The sequence below is a fragment of the Mesorhizobium sp. CC13 genome (assembly GCF_039907765.1).
Lineage (GTDB): Bacteria > Pseudomonadota > Alphaproteobacteria > Rhizobiales > Rhizobiaceae > Aminobacter.
This window is the reverse complement of record NZ_JARDJI010000001.1, coordinates 256,956-280,457: the sequence shown is the minus strand read 5'-3', so window position 1 is coordinate 280,457 and position 23,502 is coordinate 256,956. Positions and strand designations below refer to the sequence as shown.

Here is a 23,502-nt window from a genome sequence, read left to right as displayed (position 1 = left end):
GCGGCCATCCGGGATCAGTCGGCCGCCTGCTTCGCGTAGCTCGCGTTGACGTAGGGCGCGTAGTCGTCGAGCGCCTTGTCGATCTGCTTCTGCGCGACGAGGAACTTGGCGCTTTCGCTCAGCGCCTTGATGGCGCCGCCGCCCAGCCAGGTATCCGACGCCTGTTCCGCGGCCGTCGGGAAGGACAGCAGGCTGAGCGCCTCGACAGCGCCAGGGCCGTCGCCGCCGATCAGCTTGACGATACCCTGGACCTGCGGCGAGTCCGCCGTCCAGGCAGCCTTGTTCCTGTTGTAGTCGGCATAGGCCTCGGCCAGCACCTTGGTGAAGGCAGCCATGAACTTCGGATTGTCGGCAGCCCATTTCTTGTCGGCGACGAGGCCGTCGAAGGTGGGCACCGAGGCTGCGCCGATGGTCTCGGAATCGGCGATCGTCTTGCCGTTCTTGAGCAGTTCGGTGAGTGCCGGCGGCCAGACATAGGCCGCGTCGATGTCGCCGCGCTGCCAGGCGGCGATGATCTGCGGCGGCTTCATGTTGAGGATGTTGACCTCGCGCGGATCGACCTTCCACACCTGTTCGAGACCGACCAGCAGATGGAAGTGCGAGGTCGAGACGAACGGCACACCGACATTCTTGCCCTTGAGGTCCTCGGGCTTCTCGATGCCGGAGCCGTTGCGCACGACCAGCGCCTCCGACTTGCCGATGTTGTCGAGGATCCAGAACAGCTCGAGGTCGACGCCGCGCGTGGCTGCAGCCGTGGTGCCGGTCGAGCCGATGACGCCGATGGGCACGTTGCCCGAAGCGAGCGCGGTGGAGATGTCGCCGCCGGAGCTGAACTGGCGCCAGTCGATCTGGTAGCCGGCCTCCTTCGCCGCCGCATCGAAGCGGCCGTCGGCGATGGCCGTGACGAACGGCCCGACGATCTGCTGGTAGCCTACGACCACCGTCGTCTGGGCAAAAGCGAGGCCTGCGGCGAATATACCTGCCGTTAACGATACGGCGCCTGCCAAGTGCTTGAAATGTATCATCGTTACCCTCTTTGTTTTGTAGCTGCCGGTTGTTCCGGGAACTTGCCGGCTTTGGCGCCGGTCTTGGTTCTGACTGATAGGGTTAAATGAGAGACCCCGATTGCCTTATATCCAGATTGGAAGTTGAATAATTCCAGTTGCAATTGTCGAACGGCCATGGCGCATCCAACTGTTTCGGAGACGGTCTTCTTCCTCGACACCGCGAGCCGGGTCGGCCTGCAGGCGCAGATCCGCGAGACGGTGGTTTCGGCCGTGCTCGCCGGCCGCATCCAGCCCGGGGCGCAGCTGCCGTCGACGCGCAAGCTCGCCGGCTACCTCAACATTTCGCGGATCACCGTGACCCTCGCCTACCAGGAGCTGGCGTCGCAGGGCTACGTCGAGGCGGCGAGCCGCAGCGCCTACCGCATCGCCGGCAACCCGCCGACGAATGCGCTCGCAGCCAATGCCGCGGAAGCGGGCGGCGAGGCCATCGACTGGTCGGCCAAGCTGCGCTCGAGCTTCATCGTCGCCAAGCAGATGCGCAAGCCGCTCGACTGGCGGCGCTATCCCTACCCGTTCCTCTACGGCCAGATGGATCCATCGCTGTTCGACCTGACGGCCTGGCGCGACTGCGCCCGGCGGGCGCTCGCGCGCGAGGACTTCGAGCAGATGGCCGGCGACTTCGCCGCCGCCGACGACGTGCAACTGGTCAACTACATCTGCTCGCGCACCCTGCCGAGCCGCGGCATCCGCGCCAATCCGGACGAGATCCTGGTGACGGTGGGCGCGCAGAACGCGCTGTGGATCGTCATCCAGCTGCTGCTGCGACAAGGCGCGCATGCCGTCTGCGAGAACCCGTGCCATCCCGACATGAGCGCCTCGCTGCTGCTGAGCGGCGCGCGGGTGACGGCGATCGACGTCGACAAGGAAGGCCTGCCGCTGGAGACGCTGCCGAAGGACATCGATGCCGTGTTCGTCACGCCGAGCCATCATTCGCCGACCGGGGCGACGATGCCGATCGAGCGGCGGGCGCGCCTGCTCGAGGCGGCGGCTGAGGACGACTTCATCATCGTCGAGGACGACTACGAGTTCGAGATGAGCTTCCTCGCCCCGCCATCGCCGGCGCTCAAGGCCTTCGACCGCAGCGGCCGGGTGTTCTACATCGGCAGCTTCTCCAAGTCGCTGTTTCCCGGATTGCGGCTCGGCTACCTGGTGGCGCCGGCGCCGGTCATCCGCGAGGCACGCGCCCTCCGGGCGCTGATGCTGCGGCATCCGCCAGGCCACCTGCAGCGGACTGCGGCCTATTTCCTGGCGCTCGGCCACCATGACGCGGTGCTGCACCGCATGCGCGGCGAATACCACAAGCGCCATGTCGTCATGGCCGGGGCGCTGAAGCGCGAGAGCCTCAAGATCGCCGGGTCGTCGGCCTTCGGCGGCACCTCGTTCTGGGTCGAGGGGCCCGAGGGACTCGACGCCGACCGGCTGATGAACGAGCTGCGGCAGGACGGGGTGCTGATCGAATCCGGCTCGCCCTTCTTCCCCGACGGCGACGGTCCGTGCCGGTTCTTCCGCATGGGCTATTCGTCGATCCCGCGCAACAACATCGACGAGGGCGTGTCACGCACGGCCGCGCGCATGGCGAAGCTGATGAGCCAGGCGGGCGGTTGAGGACAATCGCTCGACGGCCGCGGTGGTCCGGCGTCAGGCGCGCTTGCGCGCTGCGAACGGCTCCTTGTTGAGCGCTTCGTATTCCGCCTCGTCCCAGACGCCGATGACGATGCCGCGCGGCTCGCGCCCCGACATCCTGTCGATGGTTTCGGGGGCCATGGTGATGCGGTTGTGGTGCTGCCGCGCCCAATGGAAAATCGCGTCGGCCATGCGCTGGCGAATATCGGCGAAGCGCTCGTCCTCGCCGAGGTCCCGAAACTCGGCCGGGTCGTCCTGGAGATCGAACAGCATGGGGCGGAAGCCTTCGGCGTGGACATACTTCCAGCGCTCGTCGCGGATCATGATCAGCCGCGCGTCCTTCTGGTCGTTGCCCAGGATCTGCCTGGCCTCCTGCAGCGCGTAGTCATATTCGGATATGGCGTAGCGCCGCCACCCGGCCGGTCGGCCAGCATCGTGCAGCAGCGGCTCGATGTTGCGCCCCTCCATGACATGCGGCTTGGCCTTGCCGCCGAAGCAGGACAGGAACGTCGGCGCCAGGTCGATGCCCTCGACCAGTTCGTCGCGCACCAGGCCGCGCGTCGCGTCGGCCTCGCGGCGCGGGTCGTAGACGATCAGCGGCACCTTGACCGAAACGTCGTGGAACAGCTCCTTCTCGCCCATCCAGTGGTCGCCGAGATAGTCGCCGTGATCGGACGTCATGACGATCATGGTGTTATCCATCAGCCCCTTGTTTTCCATGTAGGCGAACAGCCGGCCGAGCTGGTCGTCGATCTGCTTGATCAAGCCCATATAGGCCGGGATGACGCGCTCGCGCACGTCGTCGCGCGCGAAGCTGCGGCAGATGCGCGACTTGATATAGGCGCCGTAGACCGGATGCGTCGTGGCCTTTTCGGCCTCCGAGCGCACCGGCGCGATGACGTGCTCGGGTCCGTACATGTCATGGTAGGGCGCCGGCACGATGTAGGGCCAGTGCGGCTTGATGAAGGAAAGATGGCAAAGCCACGGCTTGTCGCCGGCCTGTTCCATGAAGTCGATGGCACGGCCCGTCATGTAGGGCGTTTCGGAGAGTTCCTCGGGGATGTTCGCCGGCAGGTTGGAATATTTCAGCAGCCAGCCCGACAGCAGCTCGCCGTCGTCGCCCTTTCCGGAATTGGCGAAATCCTCCCAGGGATTTTCCGAGTCCAGCCCATTGGCGCGCAGATGCTTGTCGTAGTCCGGGTCGGGGTCATAGGAACCATACGGATGCAGGCCGTCGTCGCGCTCGAACGGCTCGAAGCCACATTCGGAGATCGACACCCCGATGGTCGAATCCGGGTCGATGCCCAGCCATTCCATGCCGCGCGTGTCGACCTTCATATGCGTCTTGCCGACGATCACCGGGCGCACGCCGATCTCGCGCAGGTGGTCGCCCAGCGTCGGCTCGCCCACGCGCAGCGGAAATCCGTTCCAGGTCGAGCCGTGCGAACGGCAGTAGCGCCCGGTATAGGAGCTCATGCGCGACGGGCCGCAGATCGGCGACTGGACATAGGCGTTGGTGAAGCGCACGCCGCGCCCGGCCAACCTGTCGATGTTCGGCGTCTCGAGGTGCGGATGGCCGTAGCAGGACAGATAGTCCCAGCGCAGCTGGTCGGCCATGATCCACAGGACATTCATCGGCTTGGTCATATCGATGCCTTCTCGGTAAACAGTGATCGGCTCACGCGGCGTTGCCGCCGCCGGCCAGCGCCAGCCGCTCGTGGTGCCATGCCAGCAGCCGCCGATCGACGAGGGCATAGATCCTGCCGATGGCCAGCCCGAGTGCCGCGATGACGGCCAGCGCGGCCAGTCCGTCGGCGATCCTGAACAGCTGCTGGGCGCGCATGATGTAGGCGCCCAGTCCGTTGCTGGACAAAAGCAGCTCGGTCGAGACCGCGATCAGCAGGCACAGCGCCAGGCTGATGCGCACGCCGGTCATCATGCGCGGCAGTTCGGAGGGGAAATCGATCAGCCACATGATCTCGAGGCGGTTCATGCCGAGCGCCCGCGCCGACTGGACCAACTGGGGCTGCGTCGTACGCACCGCATCGAACGTGGTGATCAGGATCGGAAACAGGCAGCCATAGGCGATGACGGCGACCTTGGCGGCCGTGCCCGTGCCGGCGAAGATCATGGCGACCGGCGCGATGGCGATCGGCGGCAGCGGTCGCAGCAGGTCGAAGGCCGGCATGGCGAGATCGCCGAGCAGCCTGATCCGGCCGAAGGCGATGCCGAGCGGGATGCCCGCCAGCAGCGCGATGGCCAGGCCTGCCAGCGCACGCCCGAGCGTATAGGACGCCTCGGTCGCAAGCAGCCCGGCATCGTGCCAGAGCGAGCCGATGACAGCGCCGACGGTGGGCATGTTTGGCGTGCCGTTCAGGCGGGCAAGGACTTCCCAGGCCAGGGTCAGCGCGACCAGGAACAATACGCCGGACGCGTTGATGGAGCTGTTCTTGCTTGTGGTCATGACGATTTCAGCTCGGTCTGCAGGGTGTGCCAGCTCACCAGCGGCTGCTTGAGCAAATGGAGTGCCGCGTTGAACAGGACGCCGAGGAAGCCGGCTGCCAGCAGCGTGGCGTACATCTCGGGAATGCGCAGCGAGAATGCGGTGTCGAAGAGCAGGAAGCCCAGGCCGCTGGAGCCTGCGATCATTTCGGTCGCAATGGTCGCCATTAGCGACAGGCCGAGGCCGACCCGTATACCGGTGAAGATGGAGGGCAAGGCCGAAGGCAGCCGGACGTAAAAGAGTTGCCACCGGTCGCTTGCCCCGAAGCTGCGGGCGGTCATCAGCGGCAGAGGTTCGGTGCCGCCGAAGCCGGCGACGCAGGCCACATAGATCGGCCAGATCGCCGCGAACACAATGACTGCAAGGAACATCCGCTCGTTGAGGCCCAAGGCGAAGATCAGCAGCGGTGCCAGGGCCGGCGGCGGCAAGGTGCGACAGATGTCGACGAACGGCGCCAGCGCCTGGCGGGCTTTCCGGGACATCGTCGCGGCAAGCCCGAGCAGGACCGCCAGCACGGAGGCGATGGCCAGGCCCAGCGCAGCCCGCGCGAGCGTTGCGCCGGCGGCGGCCCACAATTCGCCCGATCGGGACAGGTCGACCAGCGCCCGGCCGATCTGCCCGACGGTCGGAAACAGGTTCTGCGGCGCAAGTCCGGTGCGCGCGACCGCCTCCCACACGAAGGCGAAGATCGCTACGCCGAGAATGAACCGAAAGACTGGCCTGAGCGCTGACACGTCCGCAATCCCCAATGGCCGGCTGGCGTCAGTAACTGACCGGAAAGACGAGGTCCGACGCCTTGACCGGACCGGCCAGCATGCCGGCCGCCGTCATCAGATCGATCAGGTTCTGGAAGTCCTTCTCGGCGACGGGACCGGGGCGGGTGTCGAGATTGATCCTGGCAGCGGCCGCGATCTCCGGCTTCACGCCGAGCTGCTTTTCCATCAACGCGGCCATGATGGACGAGTCCTTCATGATGTCGCTGTTCGACCTGGCGACGGCCTTGGCGAACTTGGTAGCGGAATCGGTGTTCGCGCTCAGCCATTCGTCGGTGGCGAAGAAGCCGTCCATCAACCCGAAATAGTCGTCCTTCATGTCCGGCATGGTGCCGGGCACGAGCACCTGGGCCTTGATCTCGGGCGACAGGCGCGAAGCCGAGTAGAAGGGTTCGAGCACGCAGCCGGCATCGGCATTGCCAAGCTGCAGGGCAGCCGGAATCTGCGGGAACGGCAGCACCAGCGGCTTGACGTCCTCCCAGGCGAGACCGACGGCCTTGAGGTTGGTGCGCACGACGAGCTCGCACTGGCCGCCCGCGGCATTGATCGCGATCGTCTTGCCCTTGAGATCGGCGACCTTGATATTGCCCGCCCGCTCCGGTGCAATCAGCCAGATGCTGTTGCCGGTCTTGGTTTCGAGCGCGAGATTGGAGAAGAACCTGACCGGCTGGTTGTTCGCCCGCGCGCTGACCACGGCAACCGCCGCCGCAAAGCCGATGTCGGCCGATCCGCTGACGACCGCCGAGGCCACCGCCGGCCCGTTGTTGAGGGTCGAGACCTCGACGTCGAGGCCCTCGTCCCTGAAGTAGCCTGCGTCGACGGCGTGCTGCAGGGAAAGCACATTGGCCGTCTTGAGCACCGCGACCTTCAGGTCCGCGGCGGCCGTGGCGCCCGCCGCACCCAGCAATGCAAGGCAGGACACGATCGCCGCCTTCGAAACCGTACCGAACTTCATGCTTTCCTCCCTCTTTGGTCCATCAGGACTTATTGTGTGCGTCGCGCATCAGCGTCATGACGTGATGGCGTATCTTCAGGAACTCCCGCATTTCGCGCGTTTCGATCTGGTCGCGCGGTTTCGGGAGACCGAGGACGATCTCCTCGCGCACCCGGGTGGGGCGCTTGGTGAGGACGACCAGCTTGTCGGCCATGTAGATCGCCTCTTCGACGTCATGGGTGACGAGCAGGCAGGCCTGCTGGCGTTCGCGCGCCAGCGACAAGATCAGGTCCTGGATCTCCGAGCGGGTCTGGGCATCGACTGCAGCGAGCGGTTCATCGAGGAGGAGAAGGCGGGGATTGGCCGCCAGCGCCCGGGCGATCGCCACCCGCTGTTGCATGCCGCCGGAAAGCTGCCACGGATAGCGCTGTTCGAACCCGGCCAGGCCGACCTTGGCCAGCAGAGCGGCGGCGGATTCGCGCTTGGCGGTGGCGGAGCTCACCCGATCGCGGTGCATGCCGAGGATTACGTTGTCGATGTTACGCCGCCAGGGAAAGAGCGAGCGGCTGTAGTCCTGAAAGACGATGGCCAGGCCCTCGGGCGGCGCGTCATGGCTGCGGCCATCGAAAACGACCTGCCCCTGATCGGGCTGGCTGAGATAGGAAAGGACGGTCAAAAGCGTGGTCTTGCCGCAGCCGGATGGGCCGATGACCGAGACGAACTCGCCCGCTCCGATCGACAGCTCGATGCCGTCGAGAACAGGCACGGCATCGCCATAAGCCTTGCGAACTCCGGTAACGGACAGGACCGTTCCGGCGACTGCGGGACTTTGCATCAGCACGGTTTCCTCCCAGCGGGCAGGCCGACAGTCCAGTTCCTGCCGGCAGCGGCGGCACCCATCGACCTGCAAGCATCAACCTCGGGGATGCCGCATGTCGTTGAGGGACGATAGACTGGAAATTCGATGCGCAAAAATGATATTATCGCATCTCATCATGTCGGACAGTTATGCAAATCGACCCTCGTAGCCTCATTCAGCTTGCCGAAATCGTCGAGCAGCAGTCGTTCTCGCTTGCAGCCAAGAATCTCGGCACGACACAGCCTGCCCTGTCGAAAACCGTGGCAATGCTGGAAAAGCGCCTGGGCACCGAATTGCTGGCCCAGCGCCGGCGGCCGGTGGTTCCGACCGAGTTCGGTCGCCAGTTGGCTGAATCGGGCCAGTTGATCCGCGCCGCACTCGCCAACGCGGCCAGGCTGGCCGCCGACAAGGCCAGCGGGGCCGCCGGCCACCTGCGCATCGGTGCGCCTCCGTTCATCTGCGACAGCCTGTTTCCGCAGATCGTGACCAGCTTCCGCAAGCAGTATCCGGGCGTCAGCTTCGACATCACGCCGGCCTATTCGACCGAGATGCGCTATCTCGTCCAACAGAACCGCATCGACATCGCCTTCGGCCCGATCCATTTGAGCCAGGACCGGTTCAACCTGGCGACGAGCGGGCTTGTGATGCTGAGCCACGCCATCGTCTGCCGCGCAGGACATCCGCTCCTCGGTCTTGATCGCATAACGGTGCGGGACCTCGAGCAGGCCGAATGGGTGAGCCACGCCAAGGAGAGCACCCTGCACACGGTCATGCGCGATTGCCTCAGTTCGGCACATGTGACGCAAATCCGCCCGGTCGTGAGCAGTGGCGCATCCGGCGCGATCCTGAGCCTGCTGCACGACACCGACAGCCTGACCGTCCTGCCGATCTTCTCGGTGGTCGAGCAACTGGAAAGGGGCGAGCTCAGGCTCGTGCCTTTCGACGCGCCGACGGTGGACATCATGCTCGGGGCGATCACCCACCGGACGCTCGAGCACGATCCGCTGATCGGCCGCTTCCGGCAGCACGTCGAGACCCATATAGGCGACATGGAAGCGCGCGCGCGGCGGATTCATGCGAGCCTGACGGTCGCCTGATTGCCCGGGGGGGCATTGCATCTCGTTGTTCGAGACGGGCCCGCGCGACGGCTTCTACATTCCCGCGGGCTGCAGGCACCAGTACTACAACATGGGACAGGGCAAGGCGGAGTTCGTCTTCGGCATCGCACCGGGCGAAGCACCCCGTTGATGCTGATGCTGCCACCCGACATGATGGCCGGGTGGTAGCGACCCCACGACCCCGAGCAGGGCCAAGGTCAGGGCTGCGGTGGCGCCGCCCTCGATGGCGCCGCGCGGCGCCATCGTCTTGCGTGCACTCGCGACCGACTACCAGTCGATGCCGGCTTCGGTCTTGGCCAGCGCGGATGCCAGCTCGGCGCGGGGTTCGGTTCCGTCCAGGGGGCGGATCGCCTGCTCCAGACGGCGCGCGGCGTTGTAGCCCTCGGCGGCAGCCTCGGTCGGCGCGGTGCCATAGGCGCTGCGGTAGCGCGCGGCGAAGCTGTCCGCCGCCGTGGCCTCGGCCCAGAGGCTGCGTGCCGGCAAGGTGCCGGGGCGCAGCACGGCTCCGTTCGCCGAAGCCTCGGCCATCGCCGTCGCCGCTTCCTTCTCCGGACCGATGACCACCGTCACGTGGGGCGTCGCGTCGGGGCGGCCGTTGAGCTTGTCGACGCCCGCCGCGGCTTCGGCCGGCAACGGGAGAATGTTCACGTCCACTCCGCCGAGATGGCCGTCCGACGTTTCGCCGGCATGCCCGTCGCGCTCGTCGGCCGCCAGGAGGAAGCCCCGCACCGCCTCGGCCAGCCGCGCCTCGCGCCCTTCGCCGACGCTCAGGATCCCGGCCGTGAATTCGTGCGCGGCCGCTGGCCCGGCTGCTAGCATGGCGCTGGCGAGAGCGAGTGCCCGAAATCTTGCGCCACGGATCCCACCTGCTGCGGCTGTGTCCTCGAAGAGGCGCCCCGTCATCGTGGCTCGCTGGTTCATTCCCGTCTTCATCTCCGTTTCGATCCTCATCGCATGGATGTCGTACTGCAAAGATGCCCCTGGAAAACCCGGGGAATCCCACGCCCCTCGCCCGCCGTATCCAACGGCATGGGAGGCGCGTTCGGCCTAAGTCGACATTGGATGGGCCGAGCGGAATGCGGCAATTGGCAGCGAATCGCGCCGCAGGCGCCGGATTGGCGCCCCTCCGGGGTCAGATCGCGAAATCGTGAAGGCAAGTGAGGCCGGCGAGCCCTTCCCAGCGCCGGCCACGGCAGATGGAATTCTAGGGGACGTCCGCCTCGCGGATGAAGTCGCGCAGCGTTTCCATATCCCACGACAGCGGCCGATCGTCGGCATAGTGCGCGACATGCCCGCGCACGGCGCGATAGATCGCATCGGTGCGAGGCGCGCGCGCTTCCTGGCCGGCCAGGAAATCATGCGCCTGCGCAGCCGCCATCAGTTCGATGGCGAGGATGTATTCGGCGTTGTCGACCACGGCCAGCAGCTTGTTGGCGGCGACCGTCGGGTGGGCAAGAAAGTCTTCCTGCAGGCCGGAGGTGACACCGCCGTCGGTCGCAGCCGGGGCCGCGAGGCGACGGTTGGCGTTGCTCAAGGAGGCGGCGGTGTACTGTGCGATCATGAAGCCGGAATTGCAGCCGCCTTCGCTGGCCAGGAATGCCGGCAGACCGTTGACGAGCGGATTGACGAGACGGTCTATGCGCCGTTCGCTCATCCCCGCCACCTGCGCGAGAGCGATCGCCAGGCCGTCTGCGGCCTGACCCAACGCGGGCGCCACGGCATGCGCCTCCGAGAACGCCATAGGGTTCTCCGGTGTGCCCAACACGGCCGGATTGTCGGTGACCGAAGCCAGTTCGCGGTCGACCAGCTGGGCCGAGCGCTCCAGAACCTCGCGTGCGGCGCCATGCACATGCGGAACCGCGCGAAGGCTCAGCGCGTCCTGGGTGCGCCTGCCGCTGGCGGCCGCGATCAGGCCACTGCCCTCGAGCAGTTGACGCAATGTTGCGCCTACCGCTTCGATGCCGGGCGATGGGCGCAGGGCGAGCACGCGCTCGTCGAAGGCCGCCATCTGGCCGCCGGCGGCTTCCAGGGTCAGCGCCGCGGCGGCATCGGCCCAGCTCAGCAGGCGTTCGGCACGGGCCAAGGCCATGCTCAACAGGCCGGTCGCGCATGCCGTGCCGTTGACGAGACTCAGGCCCTCCTTGGCGCCGAGCAGCAGCGGCTCGAGCCCGATGGCGGCCAAGGCATCGCGGCCACTCATGCGACGCCCGGCGACGCGCGCCCTGCCCTCACCGATCAACACCAGGGCGATGTGGGCATTGTGCGTGAGATAGCCGGCCGAGCCGCGTGAGGGCACTTCCGGAATGCAGTCCCGTTCCAGGAAGGCCAGCAGGTTGCGGACGATCTCGGGGCGTACGCCCGAATGGCCATGGGCGAAATTGGCGACCTGCGACGCAATGATGGCGCGAATGCCGCGCTCCGGCACCAGGTCGCCAACCCCGCAAGCGTGGCTGAGGATGATGTTGCGCGACAGTCTCTCCTGCAAGGCAGGCTCGACCACCGTGTTCGACAGCGCACCAACCCCGGTGTTCACGCCGTAGACGCGTACGCCGTGTTCAACGATGCGCGCCACGATGCGGTTCGCGTAGGCGATACGATCCCAGGCGGCCGGGGCCAGGGTCAGCGCTTCGCCATCACCGACGCGCGCGATGTCGCGCCAGCTCGGAGCTCTATCGAGGGATATCGTCATCACATGCTTTCCAAACGAATGTGCCGATCAGAGTCCGAAATAGTCGAGACTGACAAAGGGCACGCGATCCAGACAAGCGTCGCGTCATAGAGGAACCGATGTCCAGGCCGAGCGATGAAAGCGACTTGGATCGGTCGCTTATTTCGTCAAACGGAAGGAAGTCGAAGTGGCGGGAGCCGCAACGAGCGCTTCACCAACCGAGGCAAAGATGCCTCAGATTTCCAGCGCCCACGGCCATTCCCGAACAGCTGAGAGGATATCTCGACTGCCTAGGCGGCCACCGAACGGCGATCCGCCGACGAAACGCGAGCCAGCGCATGAGCGACCGGCTCGATCTGATCGGGGTGGAGACCGGCGATGTTGATGCGGCCGGTCTGCGTGCCGTAGATGGCGAACTCCTCGCGCAGCCGCGTCATCGCGTCCGGACCAAGCGGAAGCAGCGAGAACATGCCCTTGTGATGCCGCAGACCGCACATTTCCTCGGGGAGACCGAGGCGCTCGAGCGCATCCGCCAAAGCGTTTCTCAGGCCGACGACGCGACGCCTCATGCCTTCGAGTTCACAGCGCCAGGGCTCCGGATCGGCAAGGAGGGCTGCGGCGATGGCCGCACCGTGCTCGGCCGGCATGGAATAGTTGCTGCGCGTGATGCGTTCGAGCGTGCCGGGTATCGCACGAAGCGCGGGCGCGTCCGCGGCGATCACGGTCGCGGTCCCCGTGCGTTCGCAATAGAGGCCCATGTTCTTCGAGCAGCTTGCCGAGACGAGCACCGTTTCGAGCCTGTCCACCAGGAGGCGCAGGCCCGCGGCATCTTCATCGAGGCCGTCGCCAAAACCCTGGTAGGCGATGTCGACGAGAGGAACCAGACCGCGGTTTGCGCACAATTCCGCGACCGCCGTCCAGCCTTCGAGCGGCAGGTCGATGCCGGTCGGGTTGTGGCAGCACCCGTGCAGCAACACGATGTCGCCGCGGCGCGCGGCGGCAAGATCGTCGAGGACCGCTTCGACATCGACAACACCGCCACGCTCGCGCCAGCGATAATGGTTCACCCGAAGCCGGGCTGCTTCCATCAGCGGCCGGTGATTGACATAGGCAGGATCGGTCGACCACACGGTCGCCTCGGGGTTGGCACGAGCGACGAGATCGGCCAGGAGCCGCAGCGCGCCGCTCGCCCCGATGGTCTGCATCGTGAACTGGCGTGCCAGGCGCGCAGGGTCCGCCCCGAGCAAGAGCTTCGCCATTCCATCATTGAAATCGACGTTCCCGGCCAGCGACCGGTACGCTTTCGACGGCGCCTCCATCGCCAGTCGGCGCTCGGCCGCCTTGACGACGTCCAGAACCGGCGTGATGCCGGTGGCATCGCGATAGACACCGACCACCAGATCGATCCTGGACGGACGGGGATCGTGCCGGAATGCAGCGCTCAGCCCCCAAAGCGGATCCGCGGGAAGGATGGGCAGGTTCGAGAACATGGCTCTAATCCTCGGTTGAGATCAGGAACGATTGGACAGGACGACGCCCAAGGTGATCGCGCCGACACCAAGCGCAGTCAGCGGCGTGAGCGATTCGCCAAGGAACGGGACGGCCAGGAGGCTGGCGAGTGCCGGCGCCAGCGAGCCGACGGCGGCGCTGCGGGCGGCGCCGAGGCGGGCAATGGCGACGACGTAGGTGAGGCTCGAAATCAGGCCCACGCCGAGGCCCTGGACCAAGAGGAAGGGGGCTGCTTCGGCAAGCGAGAACGTCCCGAGGTGGCTATCGACCATGCCGGAAGCCATCAGCACCAACAGGCCGACGAGGGACGGCACGTTGAGAAGCAGCGTGCTTCCGACCGCATCCAGGCCGGCTCGGCGAAGGCCCAGGGTGTAGATCCCCCAGAACAGGCTGGCGCCCAGGAGAAGTGCCACCCCCTTGGCGGTGGATGCGGAAACACCCGCCGGCGCGGCGACCACGAGGGCGGCGGCACCGGCGACGATGATTGCAAGCGCGTGCCAGCGCGTCGCCGGCGGGAAGCGGCGGTCGATCGCATAGCCGACAAGAGCGACCGACAGCGGCGACGTCCCGGCAATCAGCGCACCGACATAGGTCGCGGATGTTGCCGCCCCGCCAGCGGAAGCGACGAAGAAGAACGGCAACCCTGCCCCGCAGATCACCATCATGGCGTCACGTGGCTTCACCGACCGCAGGGCCTGACCGCGCGATGGAAGGAACGGCAGGAGCAGCAGTGTCGGCAGACCGAAGCGGATGAGCGCGACGTCGGCGGTCGTCAAGGCCGAGGCGCTGATGTAGCGGATGGAAAGGGCAAAACCTGCCCAGACAGCGACCGTCACCGCGATGGCGGCGTAGCCAAGCACCGTCGCAGTCTGGATGTTGTTCCGCGCGACCTGTGTCGCCTCGCTGCCGACCGCCGATGACATCTGTTCCCTCGATCCAGTTTCGTGGAATCATTGCCAGGCATCTGCAGGAATGTTCTTGCTAAATTGGATAGCTTGTCCCAGTTTTTTGGCAGAATCTGCCACAGGAGACGAGAATGGATGCCAAGGACCGACAGATCATCGCCGCCCTGCAGCAGGACGGCCGGCTGACGAACCAGGAACTGTCGGAGCGTGTATCGCTGTCGCCCTCCCCCTGCCTGCGCCGTCTGCGCCTTCTGGAGGACGCCGGCGTCATCAAGGGCTACACCGCCATCGTCGACGAACAGGCTTACGGACTGCCCATCACAGTCTTTGTCCGCATTCGGCTCGAGCGGCATACGGAGGACGTGATCGAAGCCTTCGAACGAAAGATCCGCGACATCGACACGATACTCGACTGCTACGTGATGACCGGGGACGCGGACTATCTGCTGCGGGTCCTCGTCGAAAGCCTGCAGGACTATGAGCAGTTCGTGCGCATACGCCTGCACAAGATTGAAGGGATCGCGGCGATCGACACGAGTTTTGCCTACGGGATCGTCAAACGGTCCAACGTCTTTCCGCGTATCGGCTGAATAGAAGAGGCATCGCCTCTGCGCCCCGCCAACCGTCGGCGTCGCCGGATACCTGGCCGGGACGGAAACCACCCTTCCGCATGTCAAGAAATTTGCGTGCCACCCCAGGCTGAATTCATTTGCCTGGAAGCCGTAATGGCGGAAAACTCCATGAAGGCAGCCTGCCGGACAAGCCCAGCAGCGCGGCCAGCGGCACAGTCAGTTGCAGGGAGGAGAATATGGCCGGTAGCCATTCACAGCTCAGCGGACCCGACCTCGCCCTCGGCATTGCTCTCGCCGACCTTCCTGATGGCGGCAAGCTGATCGGCCATCGCGATGGCGAGCCGGTGCTGCTGGTGCGTCGCGGAGCGGAGATCTTCGCTGTCGCCACCGCGTGCTCGCATTACGGCGGACCGCTCGCCGAGGGCCTCGTCGCCGACGACACCATTCGCTGTCCCTGGCATCACGCCTGCTTCGACCTGCGCACCGGCGAAGCCCTGCGAGCCCCTGCGCTATCGCCGCTCGCCTGCTGGTCGGTGGAACAACGCGGCGACAGGATCTTTGTAGGCGAGAAACGCAAGAAGCCGTCGCCGGCACCAGGGGAAAGCGATGGAGCCGCTGCCGAAAGGATTGTCATCGTCGGCGGCGGCGCCGCCGGATTTGCCGCCGCAGAGCGGCTGCGGCGCGAACGATATCAGGGGTCGATCGTCATGCTCAGCGACGACGAGGCGTTGCCCGTGGACCGCCCCAACCTTTCGAAGGACTTTCTTGCCGGCAAGGCGCCGGAAGACTGGATCCCTTTGCGCAAGCAAGGCTTCTACGCCAAGAACGGCATCGACCTGCGCCTGGGGACCAAGGCCGCAGGCCTGGACGCGGGCGCCAGGGAGGTCGTGCTCGCCGATGGCGCCCGGCTCGCCTTCGACAAGCTGTTGCTGGCGACGGGCGCAGAACCGGTTCGCCTGACCATCCCCGGCGCCGACCAGCCTCATGTCCACACGCTGCGCTCCCTTGCCGACAGCCGCGGCATCATCGCGCAGGCCGACACGGCGCGGAGCGCCGTCGTCCTTGGCGCCAACTTCATCGGCCTAGAGGTAGCCGCCGCCCTCCGGACGCGCGGCATCGAAGTGCATGTGGTGGCGCCCGACGAGCGGCCGATGGAACGGGTCCTGGGTCCGCAGATGGGCGACTTCATCCGCGCCTTGCATGAGGAAAACGGCGTCGTCTTCCACCTTGGGGATACCGCCGCGAGCATCGGCACGAGGGACGTTCGGCTGAACGGCGGTGGCACCCTGGTCGCCGACATCGTCGTCGCCGGCATTGGCGTGCGGCCACGGACCGCCCTCGCAGAAGTCGCCGGACTTGCCACTGACCGCGGCGTCTTGGTGGACGAATATCTCGAAACCAGCGCGCCCGGCATCTACGCGGCCGGCGACATCGCCCGCTGGCCAGATCCGCACAGCGGCGGGAACATCAGGGTGGAGCACTGGGTGGTGGCGGAGCGCCAGGGTGCAGCTGCGGCGCTCAACATGCTCGGACGCCGGAAGCCATTCACCGACGTGCCGTTCTTCTGGAGCCAGCACTACGACGTTCCGATCAACTATGTCGGCCACGCAGAGGGATGGGATGCGATAGAGGTCGAGGGCGACATTGCCGCGAAAGACTGCATCTTGCGTTTCAAGCGCGGCGGACGCGTGCTGGCGGTCGCCACGATCTTCCGCGACACCGAAAGCCTCGAGGCGGAACTGGCGATGGAGCGCAGCCGGGCCTAGCGGATCGGCCAGGCTGCCCGCAGGCCATCAAGCGCGCACGGCTGGCGTCCGCATGCTCAATTTGCGCTAGCTGTTTGCCGATGTGGGCAAGTCGGTCGCTGTCCGCATGCGTCGTTCCGTAGGCTGGATGGACCAATCACGCCCTGCACCAACTAGCCCCAAGGGCGTGAGGACGAGACTTGGAAGATCGTCGCCTCAGGAGGTGCCGCGGTGACCTCCCCCAGGAGAGCTATCGCCTTCTGGACCTCGGCGAGCGCCTCCTGACGATCCAATGCGGCCTCGTTCTCAAACACCTCCGTGGCCACGAATGAATCGGGATCGGCGAGGTCCTGTCCGATGTCGAAACTTGCGACACCTTCGAGTGGTCGACTGGCTTTGATGACATCCTTGAATGCAGAGATCAGCGGTCCGCTTTTTCCGGGCTGGCACCGCACCTTGAAACGCACAACAATCATGGCGCTTCTCCCAAAAGCTCATGTCGAGCTTGTGGTCGGATCATACACTGTGGCGTGTGCGACTACCATGCTGAGTGCCCCTGACCGGAAATGCCGGCATAGGGTTGGACCCGCGAAGGTCGGGACGGCCAGAGTGTCTGTTGGTTCTTGGCGGCGTTGCAGTGCTCCTTCGGATCACACCAACGCCCGAGAACTTGAAGGGCTAGCGGACGCGCTCGGTTTGTGAAGTTCGGCTACCCCGTCCGGTGGGACGCCTCGTCCTTTTGATCTAGGCGACATCCCCGTCGATCCATGTCACGTTTCCCAGGCGGCCCGAAACGGCTCGCCCTGTCCGGCAGGTAAGCGCGCCGGCCAGTCGATCCCGCCCTCTTGCAAACGGCAGGGCGGGTTCTTTGTGAGGTAGGGTGGGGTGAACGCGGGAGGTTTGCTATGGGACACCCTCACAAGTTGGTCAGTAAACAGCCCCTCACGCGCGAGGATCTCGCCTTCATCAGGGGAGTGTTTGACACGGTTCGCGCTGAGCGGCGTGTGTCAACAGTATGGGCAGCCGAGATCGCGCGTATCCTGATCAGTGCCTATCGTGCCGGCGTCAGGGACGTAGCGCAGCTGAAATCAATCATACCAAGAGACAAGCTCTGGATCAGCTAAAGCCAGTCTTCACGCATGACCGCTAAGCCATTGATCTAGCCACGGTGTTTCTCGTCTTAGACGCCGAAAGCCGAACCCTCGGGCCGTCAAAATCTTACGCATACTGGTAAGGCTCGTCAGCGTCGGCCCTGCCGATGCGATCTCCCGCGGGTAGTGCAAAGCCCGCCGGCTGGACGCTTGGAAGCCTCATCGTTGCCGGCAGACCAGCCCCTCGGTCGCGGACCGCATTGCTCAGAGCATTTAACGCTCCTTTCGAGCGTCACGCTCGACAAAGAGCCTCGAGGGCGGCCAGGTGGATTTGCTCGTTCGCCGCCATCAGCACCGTTTCGTATTGCGCAGCATCAATGAGTGGCCGTCCGTCCCAGTCGGTCACAATACCCCCTGCCGACTCTACGATGGGCAATTGTGGCAGGATATCGTAGTCGAAGACATTGCTCTCGACGAGGAGATCGATCCCGCCAAGCGCCAGGAGTCCAGCGGCGTAACAATCATGCGAGAGGCGGGTGAAGCGGACCTTTTCGGCCAAGGCCACGAAGCGATCGTGGCGCGCGCGATCGAATTGGTCGAGGGCGGATGTGTAGACAATCGCATCGTTGAGCAGCGTGGTATTGCTGGTCCGGATCGGCTCGCCGTTGAGGGTCGCGACAGCGCCTACACCAAGCCAGCGTTCACCCGTAACAGGCTGATTGATCAGACCGAGGAGCGGCGTGCCTTGATGGAGAAGCGCAATCTGCGTGCCGAAGGCCAGCGATCCGGAGACGAAGGATTTCGTGCCATCGATAGGGTCGAGCACCCAGATCCAGTCCGCATCGATACGACAAGCGCCGAACTCCTCGCCCCTGATCCCGTGGTCGGGGAACTTCGCCTCGATCATCTGGCGCATGACTGTTTCCGCGTCGCGGTCGGCGATGGTGACGGGGCTCGCATCGGCCTTTGCGTCCATGGCAACGCGCTTGCGGAAATGCGGACGTATCACGGCGGCGGCGGCATCGGCCATAGCATGAGCCAAAGCCAGGAAGGCCGGGGGACAACTGCTTGCGGGGGTCATCCTAACTTCCTTTCGGCTTCGGCGGCGATTTCGCGGAGCATGGTTCGGACCGTTTGCACTTGCCGATGGGCGACGGCGGCCTCCCGTCGCAGCCGGGTTTCGAGATCGCCGGAACCGAGTTCCGTAAAGCTCGCCGTACGGGCGGGAATGAAGGGGTCGGGGTCGTCCGAAGAGCGGCGCATGGCCGGGGCGAAATAGCCTTCCTCCTCCTCAAGGGCGAAGGCGAGTACCTGCGGCCGGTCGCCACCTAGTAGAAGCAGTTCGACGAACATCGCCTGCATCGGCAGATGGCCCTCGCCCGAAAGGCAGGCAAGATGCGCCCAGCCGCCACGATCCGGCTGCACAAGGCAATCTTTAACATGCGCCTCGGTGATGTATGGCGCCTGGATCGCCAGCGCGGACATCGGCCATTCGTAAGCGTTGATCATGTTACCGAAGTCGAACAGCAGGCCTAGCCGAGGGTTGCAGACGGACTCGAGGATGTGGGCGAGTTCCTCCGACTTCAGGTCCTCGTGCTGCTCCAGTGTGTAGCGCAGCCGGCTTTCCGGGTCGAACTCGGGAAGACGCCGGAGATCTGCGATCGTCTTGTCGATGATCTGCGAAACCCTTCCTTCATAGCGCGGATAGCAGCGAAGCGAGGTCGCGCCTGCCACCAGTGCAATGCGCACCGCATCGGCGAGGCCCGCCGCCTCGGTCGTGCTGGTTTCGACATGGAGTTCCAGGTCACGCTTCCTCAGACGCGCGGCGAAATCCGCGAGCACGTCTCCACTCATACGGCTCAGGCTGAACTGTTCCCCATCGTCGACATGCAGTTTGATGCCGCAAAGGCCCTGCGCCTTGGCGAATTCAGCCAGCTGCAGCGGCGTCATGCCGCCGAACCGCATGTTTAGGTGGAAGGCATAGGCATGGGCGAAAAGCCGCGCGGTGCGTGCTCGCTCGGCAAGCCGGGCGCGGCTTGCCGGTGAAAGTGCGGCCAGCCTTGCCCGCCAGTCGGGCCGCGGTTCGATGCCCCATGGAGTGTCCATCACAGTGCCGGTTCCTCCGTAAGTTCGGGTTGCGCGCCCTCCTTCAAGCCGCCAGCACCAGCAGGTCGCGCTCTGAAATGCTGACCTCGACGGGCGTCCCGACGGCCGGCGGCGGCCTGTCGGGCTGGTTGAACGTGTCCAGGGAGACGGTCTGGCCTCCAATCGCCACACGGATGCGGATCACCGAGCCAAGGAAATGCACCTCGGCAATGCGGCCGGAAAGCACGACATCGTGCCCCTCTCCGCGCCCGAGCACCGCCGTCTCCGGCCGGAGCGCGAGGCTGATGCGCTCGCCGGCCCGGGCAGACAGGGGCCGGTTCAGCGCCACCAGCACCTCGCCCAGCCGCACCCGACCTTTGGCGGCCTCGACCACATCGGCATCGACCAGATTCAGCGTGCCGACGAACTCCGCCACAAAACGCGTAGCCGGGCGGTTATAGATCTCGAACGGCGTGCCGACCTGGTCGGCAACGCCCTGATGCATGACCACGATGCGATCCGATATGGAGAGCGCCTCCTCCTGGTCATGGGTCACGAAGATGGTTGTGATGCCGAGGCCGCGCTGGATGCGACGAATTTCCTCACGCAAGCTGACACGGATTTTTGCATCGAGCGCCGAGAGCGGTTCATCGAGCAGCAGCACCTGCGGACGCGGGGCAAGCGCGCGCGCAAGTGCGACGCGCTGTTGCTGGCCGCCGGACAGCTGGAAGGGATAGCGGCTGCCAAACTGCTGCAGGCCGATCAGTTCCAGCATTTCCGCGACGCGTCGGCCGATTTCCGCCTTGCCCTCTCCGGCCACCTTGAGGCCGAATCCGATGTTGTCGGCGACTGTCAGGTTCGGGAACAGCGCATAGGCCTGGAACACCATACCGATCTTGCGTCGGTTGGCAGGAAGGCCAGCGATATCGACCCCGTCGATGCGGATCGCGCCTGATGTGGGGGTCTCGAAACCCGCCACCATGCGCAGAACCGTCGTCTTGCCGCAGCCGGACGGGCCAAGAAAGGAGACGAACTCTCCCCTTTCGATGCCGAGATTGAAATCCTTGACGACGCACAGCGTGCCAAAGGACTTTTCCAGATGCTGAATGTCGAGAAAGGCCATGGTCAGCGCCTTGCAGTGGAAAACTTGGAAAAGCGGGTGAAAAGCTGGATCAGCCCGATGCAGGCCCAGGTGATGGCGAAGGCGACGACGGCGAGCGCCGAGGGCTCATAGGCCCGGTTGCTGCCCATCCAGACCATGTAGGGACCGAAGGCGTTGACGTTGAGAAGGGCGGCGAAGACATACTCGCCGATGACGATGGCGAAGGTCAGGAAGGCACCCGACAGCACCGAGACAAAGACGTTCGGCAGGATGACGACGGCAAACAATCGCACCCAGCCGGCCCCGAGCGACTGCGCCGCCTCGGTGAGGCTGGCGATGTCGATGGTGCGCAGGCCCGTATCCACCGAGCGGTACATGTAGGGCAGCGCCAGCGTCGCATATCCGAACAGCAGCAGGAGATTGGTGCCCGACCGGGTTCCCGTCAGCGGCAGGAACGAGGAGGTGTTGTAGATGCGGATGTAGCCGAAGGCGATGACGATGGGCGGGATGACCAGCGGCAACAGCGTGATGAACTCGACGACGGGCCTAAGGCCGGGAAGCCGCAGCCGCACGAAATAGGCGGCCGGCACGACGAGGAGGATCCCTAACACGATGGTGAGCAGGGCCAGCACGACCGAGTAGAGGAAGGTCTGCTGGAACTGCGGATCGGCAAGCACAATGCGGTAGGCTTCGAAGCTGTATTCGCCACGCTTCATGCGCATCGAGAAGTCGACCATGCCGGCAAGCGGCAGCAGGAAATAGAGCCCGCCGAGCGTGACGGCCAACAGGGACCAGAAACGTTTTCCCGTCATTTGAGCCACCGTTCGGCGCGCATCCGCAGGAGGATGTAGATGCCGTTGGCGATGGCGGTCAGCAGGATCATGCCGAAGGCGATGGCATAGCCGAGATGCGGATCGTTGAGCACGTCGCCACGAATCTGCGCGAAAAGCACGATGGGCGCGATGGAAAGCGAGGAGCCGGTCAGCGCGATGGCGGTGGCGACGGCCCCGAAAGCATTGGCAAAGAGCAGCGCCAGTGTGCCGAGCAGCGAAGGCCACAGCACCGGGAGCGCAACCAGCCGCCAATATTGCAAGCCACTCGCCCCCAGGCTTTCGGCGGCCTCGCGCCATTCGCGCCGGAGCCCTTCCAGCGCTGGCGTGATGATCAGCACCATCAGCGGGATCTGGAAATAGAGATAGGTGAGCGCGAGGCCGAGGAATGAGACGATGCTGAAACCGGAGCCGTAGAGATTGATGCCGAACCAGTTGCGCAGCAGCATCGTCACGAAGCCCAGCCGTCCGAGCGTGGCGATGAAGGCGAAGGCGAGCGGCACTCCGGCAAAGTTCGAGGCGACACCCGAAAAGGTGATGATGCCATTGCGCAAGGCACGCGGCAGGCCGCCAAGCGTGATCGCGGCAGCGATGAGGAAACCGAAGAAGCAACCGAGCACCGCCGTCAGGAAGCTGAGTTCCATCGAGATCCAGAAGGCCGCGCCGATCGACGGCGAGAAAAGCTTGCCAAGATTTTCCAGCGTCGCCTCGCCTTGAGCATTGCGGAAGGCGCCGATGACGATGTTGAGCGTCGGCAGGAGCAGGAACAGAGTGGCAAAGAGGAAGAACGGGGCGACCCCGACCCAATTGAGAAGCTGCCGCGGCCGAAAGGCCGCCGGCAGGGAAGCGGCGCTAGTCGTCATCGGATTGTTTCCTGAGGGCACTGCGGCCGGAGACCCCGCGACAGGCGAGGCCTCCGTGCTCGACGCGCGGCCTATTTCACGTTGGCGCCAACCACCTTGTCCCAACTTTCGACGATGGCGCTCTTGTTGGCGTCGAGTGCTTCGATGGTCGGGAAAATCGCCTTTTCATAAGCTTCGGTCGGCGGCAGCTTGTCCAGCAGATCCTGCGGGAATTTGTTGGCCTTCAGCATGGCATTGAAACGCGCCGGGTGGCAGTAACCCTTCAGCCAGCCGGTCTGACCCTCGTCGGAATAGAGGTATTCCATCCACAGCTTCGCAGCGTTCGGATGCGGCGCATAGGCCGAGATCGCCTGCACGTAGACGCCCGCGACCACGCCGGTTGCAGGCACGATGACATCCATGGGCGGGTTGCCGTTGAGGGCATCGCGCCAGGCGAGCAGGTTGTAGTCCCAGGCGGCGACGATCGGCGTCTGCCCCTGAGCGATGGTGCCGGCCTTGGCGAGGACGGGCACGAAGTTGCCGGCCTGGTTCAGTTGCGCGAACAGTTCGAGGCCTTTCTTGCCGGACTCCGCGCCGGGCTCGGCACCGCGCGAAATGCCGGCCGACATCAGTGCCAGGATTGCCTGTGCCGAGGAACGCGGGTCGCCGGTAAGCGCGACGGAGCCGGAATATTCCGGCTTGGCGAGGTCCGACCAATCGGCCGGGGCGGTCTGGACCAAGTCCTTGTTGATGCCGAAAGCCATGACGCCATAGTAGTCGCCGTACCAGTAGCCGTCCGCGTCCTTAATGTTGTCCGGGATTTCGTCCCAAGTGGCCACCTTGTAGGGCTGGAGCAAGCCTTCTTTCGTGGCCGCCGGTGCAAAGGCGAGGCCGAGATCGACGACATCGGGCGCTTGCGAGCCGGTATTGCCCTTGTTGGAGCGGATGGCTTCCAACTCGTCGGCCGTGCCAGCGTCGGGGTTCAGTTCGTTGACTGCGATGCCAGAATACTTCGCCTTGAAGCCTTCTATCACTTCACCATAGTTGCACCAGTCATGCGGCAGGGCGATGACCGTCAGCATGCCTTCCTTCTTGGCGGCATCGACAAGCTCCTGCGGAGCCTCCGCCCGGGCAAGGCCTGGCAGCGCGGCAGCAATGGCGAGCGTGGAGACGAAAGCCGAGCGGGCGACATCGGATAGACGTTTCTTCATGAATTCCTCCTGTTCACCGTCTGCGACGGTTGGTGGTCATTGGCTGTCAGTCGGCATCAGCAATC

The 23,502-nt window shown here is 65.1% G+C and carries 22 protein-coding genes; 5 read left to right on the top strand and 17 right to left on the bottom strand.

Going from position 1 to position 23,502, the window contains the following annotated elements; all coding sequences use genetic code 11:
• Positions 1-14: 14 nt before the first annotated feature.
• Complete coding sequence (gene tauA / locus PV773_RS01355; RefSeq protein WP_347964603.1) at positions 15-1,025, bottom strand: taurine ABC transporter substrate-binding protein; 1,011 nt, start codon at positions 1,023-1,025, stop codon at positions 15-17.
• 156 nt (positions 1,026-1,181) lie between these two features.
• Between tauA and PV773_RS01350 the strand changes: the two genes are divergently transcribed.
• Entirely contained in the window at positions 1,182-2,672 is a 1,491-nt protein-coding gene (locus PV773_RS01350; RefSeq protein ID WP_347964602.1) for a PLP-dependent aminotransferase family protein, read from the top strand.
• 33 nt (positions 2,673-2,705) lie between these two features.
• On the opposite strand, the gene PV773_RS01345 is transcribed toward PV773_RS01350, so the two are convergent.
• Genes PV773_RS01345 through PV773_RS01325 form a run of 5 tightly spaced genes read right to left on the bottom strand, consistent with a single transcriptional unit; the run spans position 2,706 to position 7,810 of the window.
• The gene (locus PV773_RS01345) at positions 2,706-4,337 is read right to left on the bottom strand and encodes an alkaline phosphatase family protein (RefSeq protein ID WP_347964601.1); all 1,632 of its coding nucleotides are present in this window, start codon (positions 4,335-4,337) and stop codon (positions 2,706-2,708) included.
• A gap of 31 nt (positions 4,338-4,368) precedes the next feature.
• Positions 4,369-5,154 (bottom strand): ABC transporter permease subunit, encoded by a 786-nt coding sequence (locus tag PV773_RS01340; protein ID WP_347964600.1) that lies wholly within the window; start codon positions 5,152-5,154, stop codon positions 4,369-4,371.
• Entirely contained in the window at positions 5,151-5,927 is a 777-nt protein-coding gene (locus tag PV773_RS01335) for an ABC transporter permease (protein ID WP_347964599.1), read from the bottom strand. Before PV773_RS01335 ends, PV773_RS01340 begins: the two co-directional genes overlap by 4 nt.
• A gap of 28 nt (positions 5,928-5,955) precedes the next feature.
• Complete coding sequence (locus tag PV773_RS01330) at positions 5,956-6,921, bottom strand: ABC transporter substrate-binding protein (protein ID WP_347964598.1); 966 nt, start codon at positions 6,919-6,921, stop codon at positions 5,956-5,958.
• Positions 6,922-6,943: 22 nt separating this feature from the next.
• The gene (locus PV773_RS01325) at positions 6,944-7,810 is read right to left on the bottom strand and encodes an ABC transporter ATP-binding protein (RefSeq protein WP_347964597.1); all 867 of its coding nucleotides are present in this window, start codon (positions 7,808-7,810) and stop codon (positions 6,944-6,946) included.
• A gap of 98 nt (positions 7,811-7,908) precedes the next feature.
• Between PV773_RS01325 and PV773_RS01320 the strand changes: the two genes are divergently transcribed.
• Positions 7,909-8,856: a LysR family transcriptional regulator gene (locus PV773_RS01320; RefSeq protein ID WP_347964596.1), complete on the top strand. Its 948-nt coding sequence runs from the start codon at positions 7,909-7,911 to the stop codon at positions 8,854-8,856.
• Between the two features lie 25 nt (positions 8,857-8,881).
• Entirely contained in the window at positions 8,882-9,007 is a 126-nt protein-coding gene (locus tag PV773_RS01315) for a hypothetical protein (RefSeq protein ID WP_347964595.1), read from the top strand.
• Between the two features lie 137 nt (positions 9,008-9,144).
• On the opposite strand, the gene PV773_RS01310 is transcribed toward PV773_RS01315, so the two are convergent.
• The 4 genes from PV773_RS01310 to PV773_RS01295 all read right to left on the bottom strand — a co-directional run bounded on the left by PV773_RS01310 (position 9,145) and on the right by PV773_RS01295 (position 13,977).
• A complete protein-coding gene (locus tag PV773_RS01310) occupies positions 9,145-9,849 on the bottom strand; it encodes a hypothetical protein (protein WP_347964594.1) in 705 nt (234 codons plus the stop codon).
• Between the two features lie 232 nt (positions 9,850-10,081).
• Positions 10,082-11,566 carry a histidine ammonia-lyase gene (gene hutH, locus PV773_RS01305; RefSeq protein WP_347964593.1) on the bottom strand — a complete coding sequence of 495 codons (1,485 nt, stop codon included), beginning with the start codon at positions 11,564-11,566 and terminating at the stop codon, positions 10,082-10,084.
• A 269-nt stretch (positions 11,567-11,835) separates the two neighbouring features.
• Positions 11,836-13,035: an aromatic amino acid transaminase gene (locus PV773_RS01300; RefSeq protein WP_347964592.1), complete on the bottom strand. Its 1,200-nt coding sequence runs from the start codon at positions 13,033-13,035 to the stop codon at positions 11,836-11,838.
• A gap of 21 nt (positions 13,036-13,056) precedes the next feature.
• Entirely contained in the window at positions 13,057-13,977 is a 921-nt protein-coding gene (locus PV773_RS01295) for a DMT family transporter (RefSeq protein WP_347964591.1), read from the bottom strand.
• Between the two features lie 113 nt (positions 13,978-14,090).
• On the opposite strand from PV773_RS01295, the gene PV773_RS01290 reads away from it, so the two are divergent.
• Entirely contained in the window at positions 14,091-14,549 is a 459-nt protein-coding gene (locus PV773_RS01290) for an Lrp/AsnC family transcriptional regulator (protein WP_347964590.1), read from the top strand.
• Positions 14,550-14,767: 218 nt separating this feature from the next.
• Positions 14,768-16,297 (top strand): FAD-dependent oxidoreductase, encoded by a 1,530-nt coding sequence (locus PV773_RS01285; protein ID WP_347964589.1) that lies wholly within the window; start codon positions 14,768-14,770, stop codon positions 16,295-16,297.
• A 152-nt stretch (positions 16,298-16,449) separates the two neighbouring features.
• Here PV773_RS01285 and PV773_RS01280 read toward each other — a convergent pair whose 3' ends face one another.
• The 7 genes from PV773_RS01280 to PV773_RS01250 all read right to left on the bottom strand — a co-directional run bounded on the left by PV773_RS01280 (position 16,450) and on the right by PV773_RS01250 (position 23,437).
• On the bottom strand, positions 16,450-16,752 hold the full coding sequence (locus tag PV773_RS01280) for a putative quinol monooxygenase (RefSeq protein WP_347964588.1): 303 nt from the start codon (positions 16,750-16,752) through the stop codon (positions 16,450-16,452).
• Between the two features lie 907 nt (positions 16,753-17,659).
• Complete coding sequence (locus tag PV773_RS01275; protein ID WP_347964587.1) at positions 17,660-18,448, bottom strand: inositol monophosphatase family protein; 789 nt, start codon at positions 18,446-18,448, stop codon at positions 17,660-17,662.
• The gene (locus PV773_RS01270) at positions 18,445-19,317 is read right to left on the bottom strand and encodes a TIM barrel protein (protein WP_347964586.1); all 873 of its coding nucleotides are present in this window, start codon (positions 19,315-19,317) and stop codon (positions 18,445-18,447) included. Before PV773_RS01270 ends, PV773_RS01275 begins: the two co-directional genes overlap by 4 nt.
• A gap of 199 nt (positions 19,318-19,516) precedes the next feature.
• A complete protein-coding gene (locus PV773_RS01265) occupies positions 19,517-20,575 on the bottom strand; it encodes an ABC transporter ATP-binding protein (RefSeq protein ID WP_347964585.1) in 1,059 nt (352 codons plus the stop codon).
• 2 nt (positions 20,576-20,577) lie between these two features.
• A complete protein-coding gene (locus PV773_RS01260; RefSeq protein WP_347964584.1) occupies positions 20,578-21,366 on the bottom strand; it encodes an ABC transporter permease subunit in 789 nt (262 codons plus the stop codon).
• Entirely contained in the window at positions 21,363-22,247 is an 885-nt protein-coding gene (locus PV773_RS01255) for an ABC transporter permease subunit (protein WP_347964583.1), read from the bottom strand. Before PV773_RS01255 ends, PV773_RS01260 begins: the two co-directional genes overlap by 4 nt.
• 71 nt (positions 22,248-22,318) lie before the next feature.
• On the bottom strand, positions 22,319-23,437 hold the full coding sequence (locus PV773_RS01250; RefSeq protein WP_347964582.1) for an ABC transporter substrate-binding protein: 1,119 nt from the start codon (positions 23,435-23,437) through the stop codon (positions 22,319-22,321).
• Positions 23,438-23,502 lie beyond the last annotated feature (65 nt).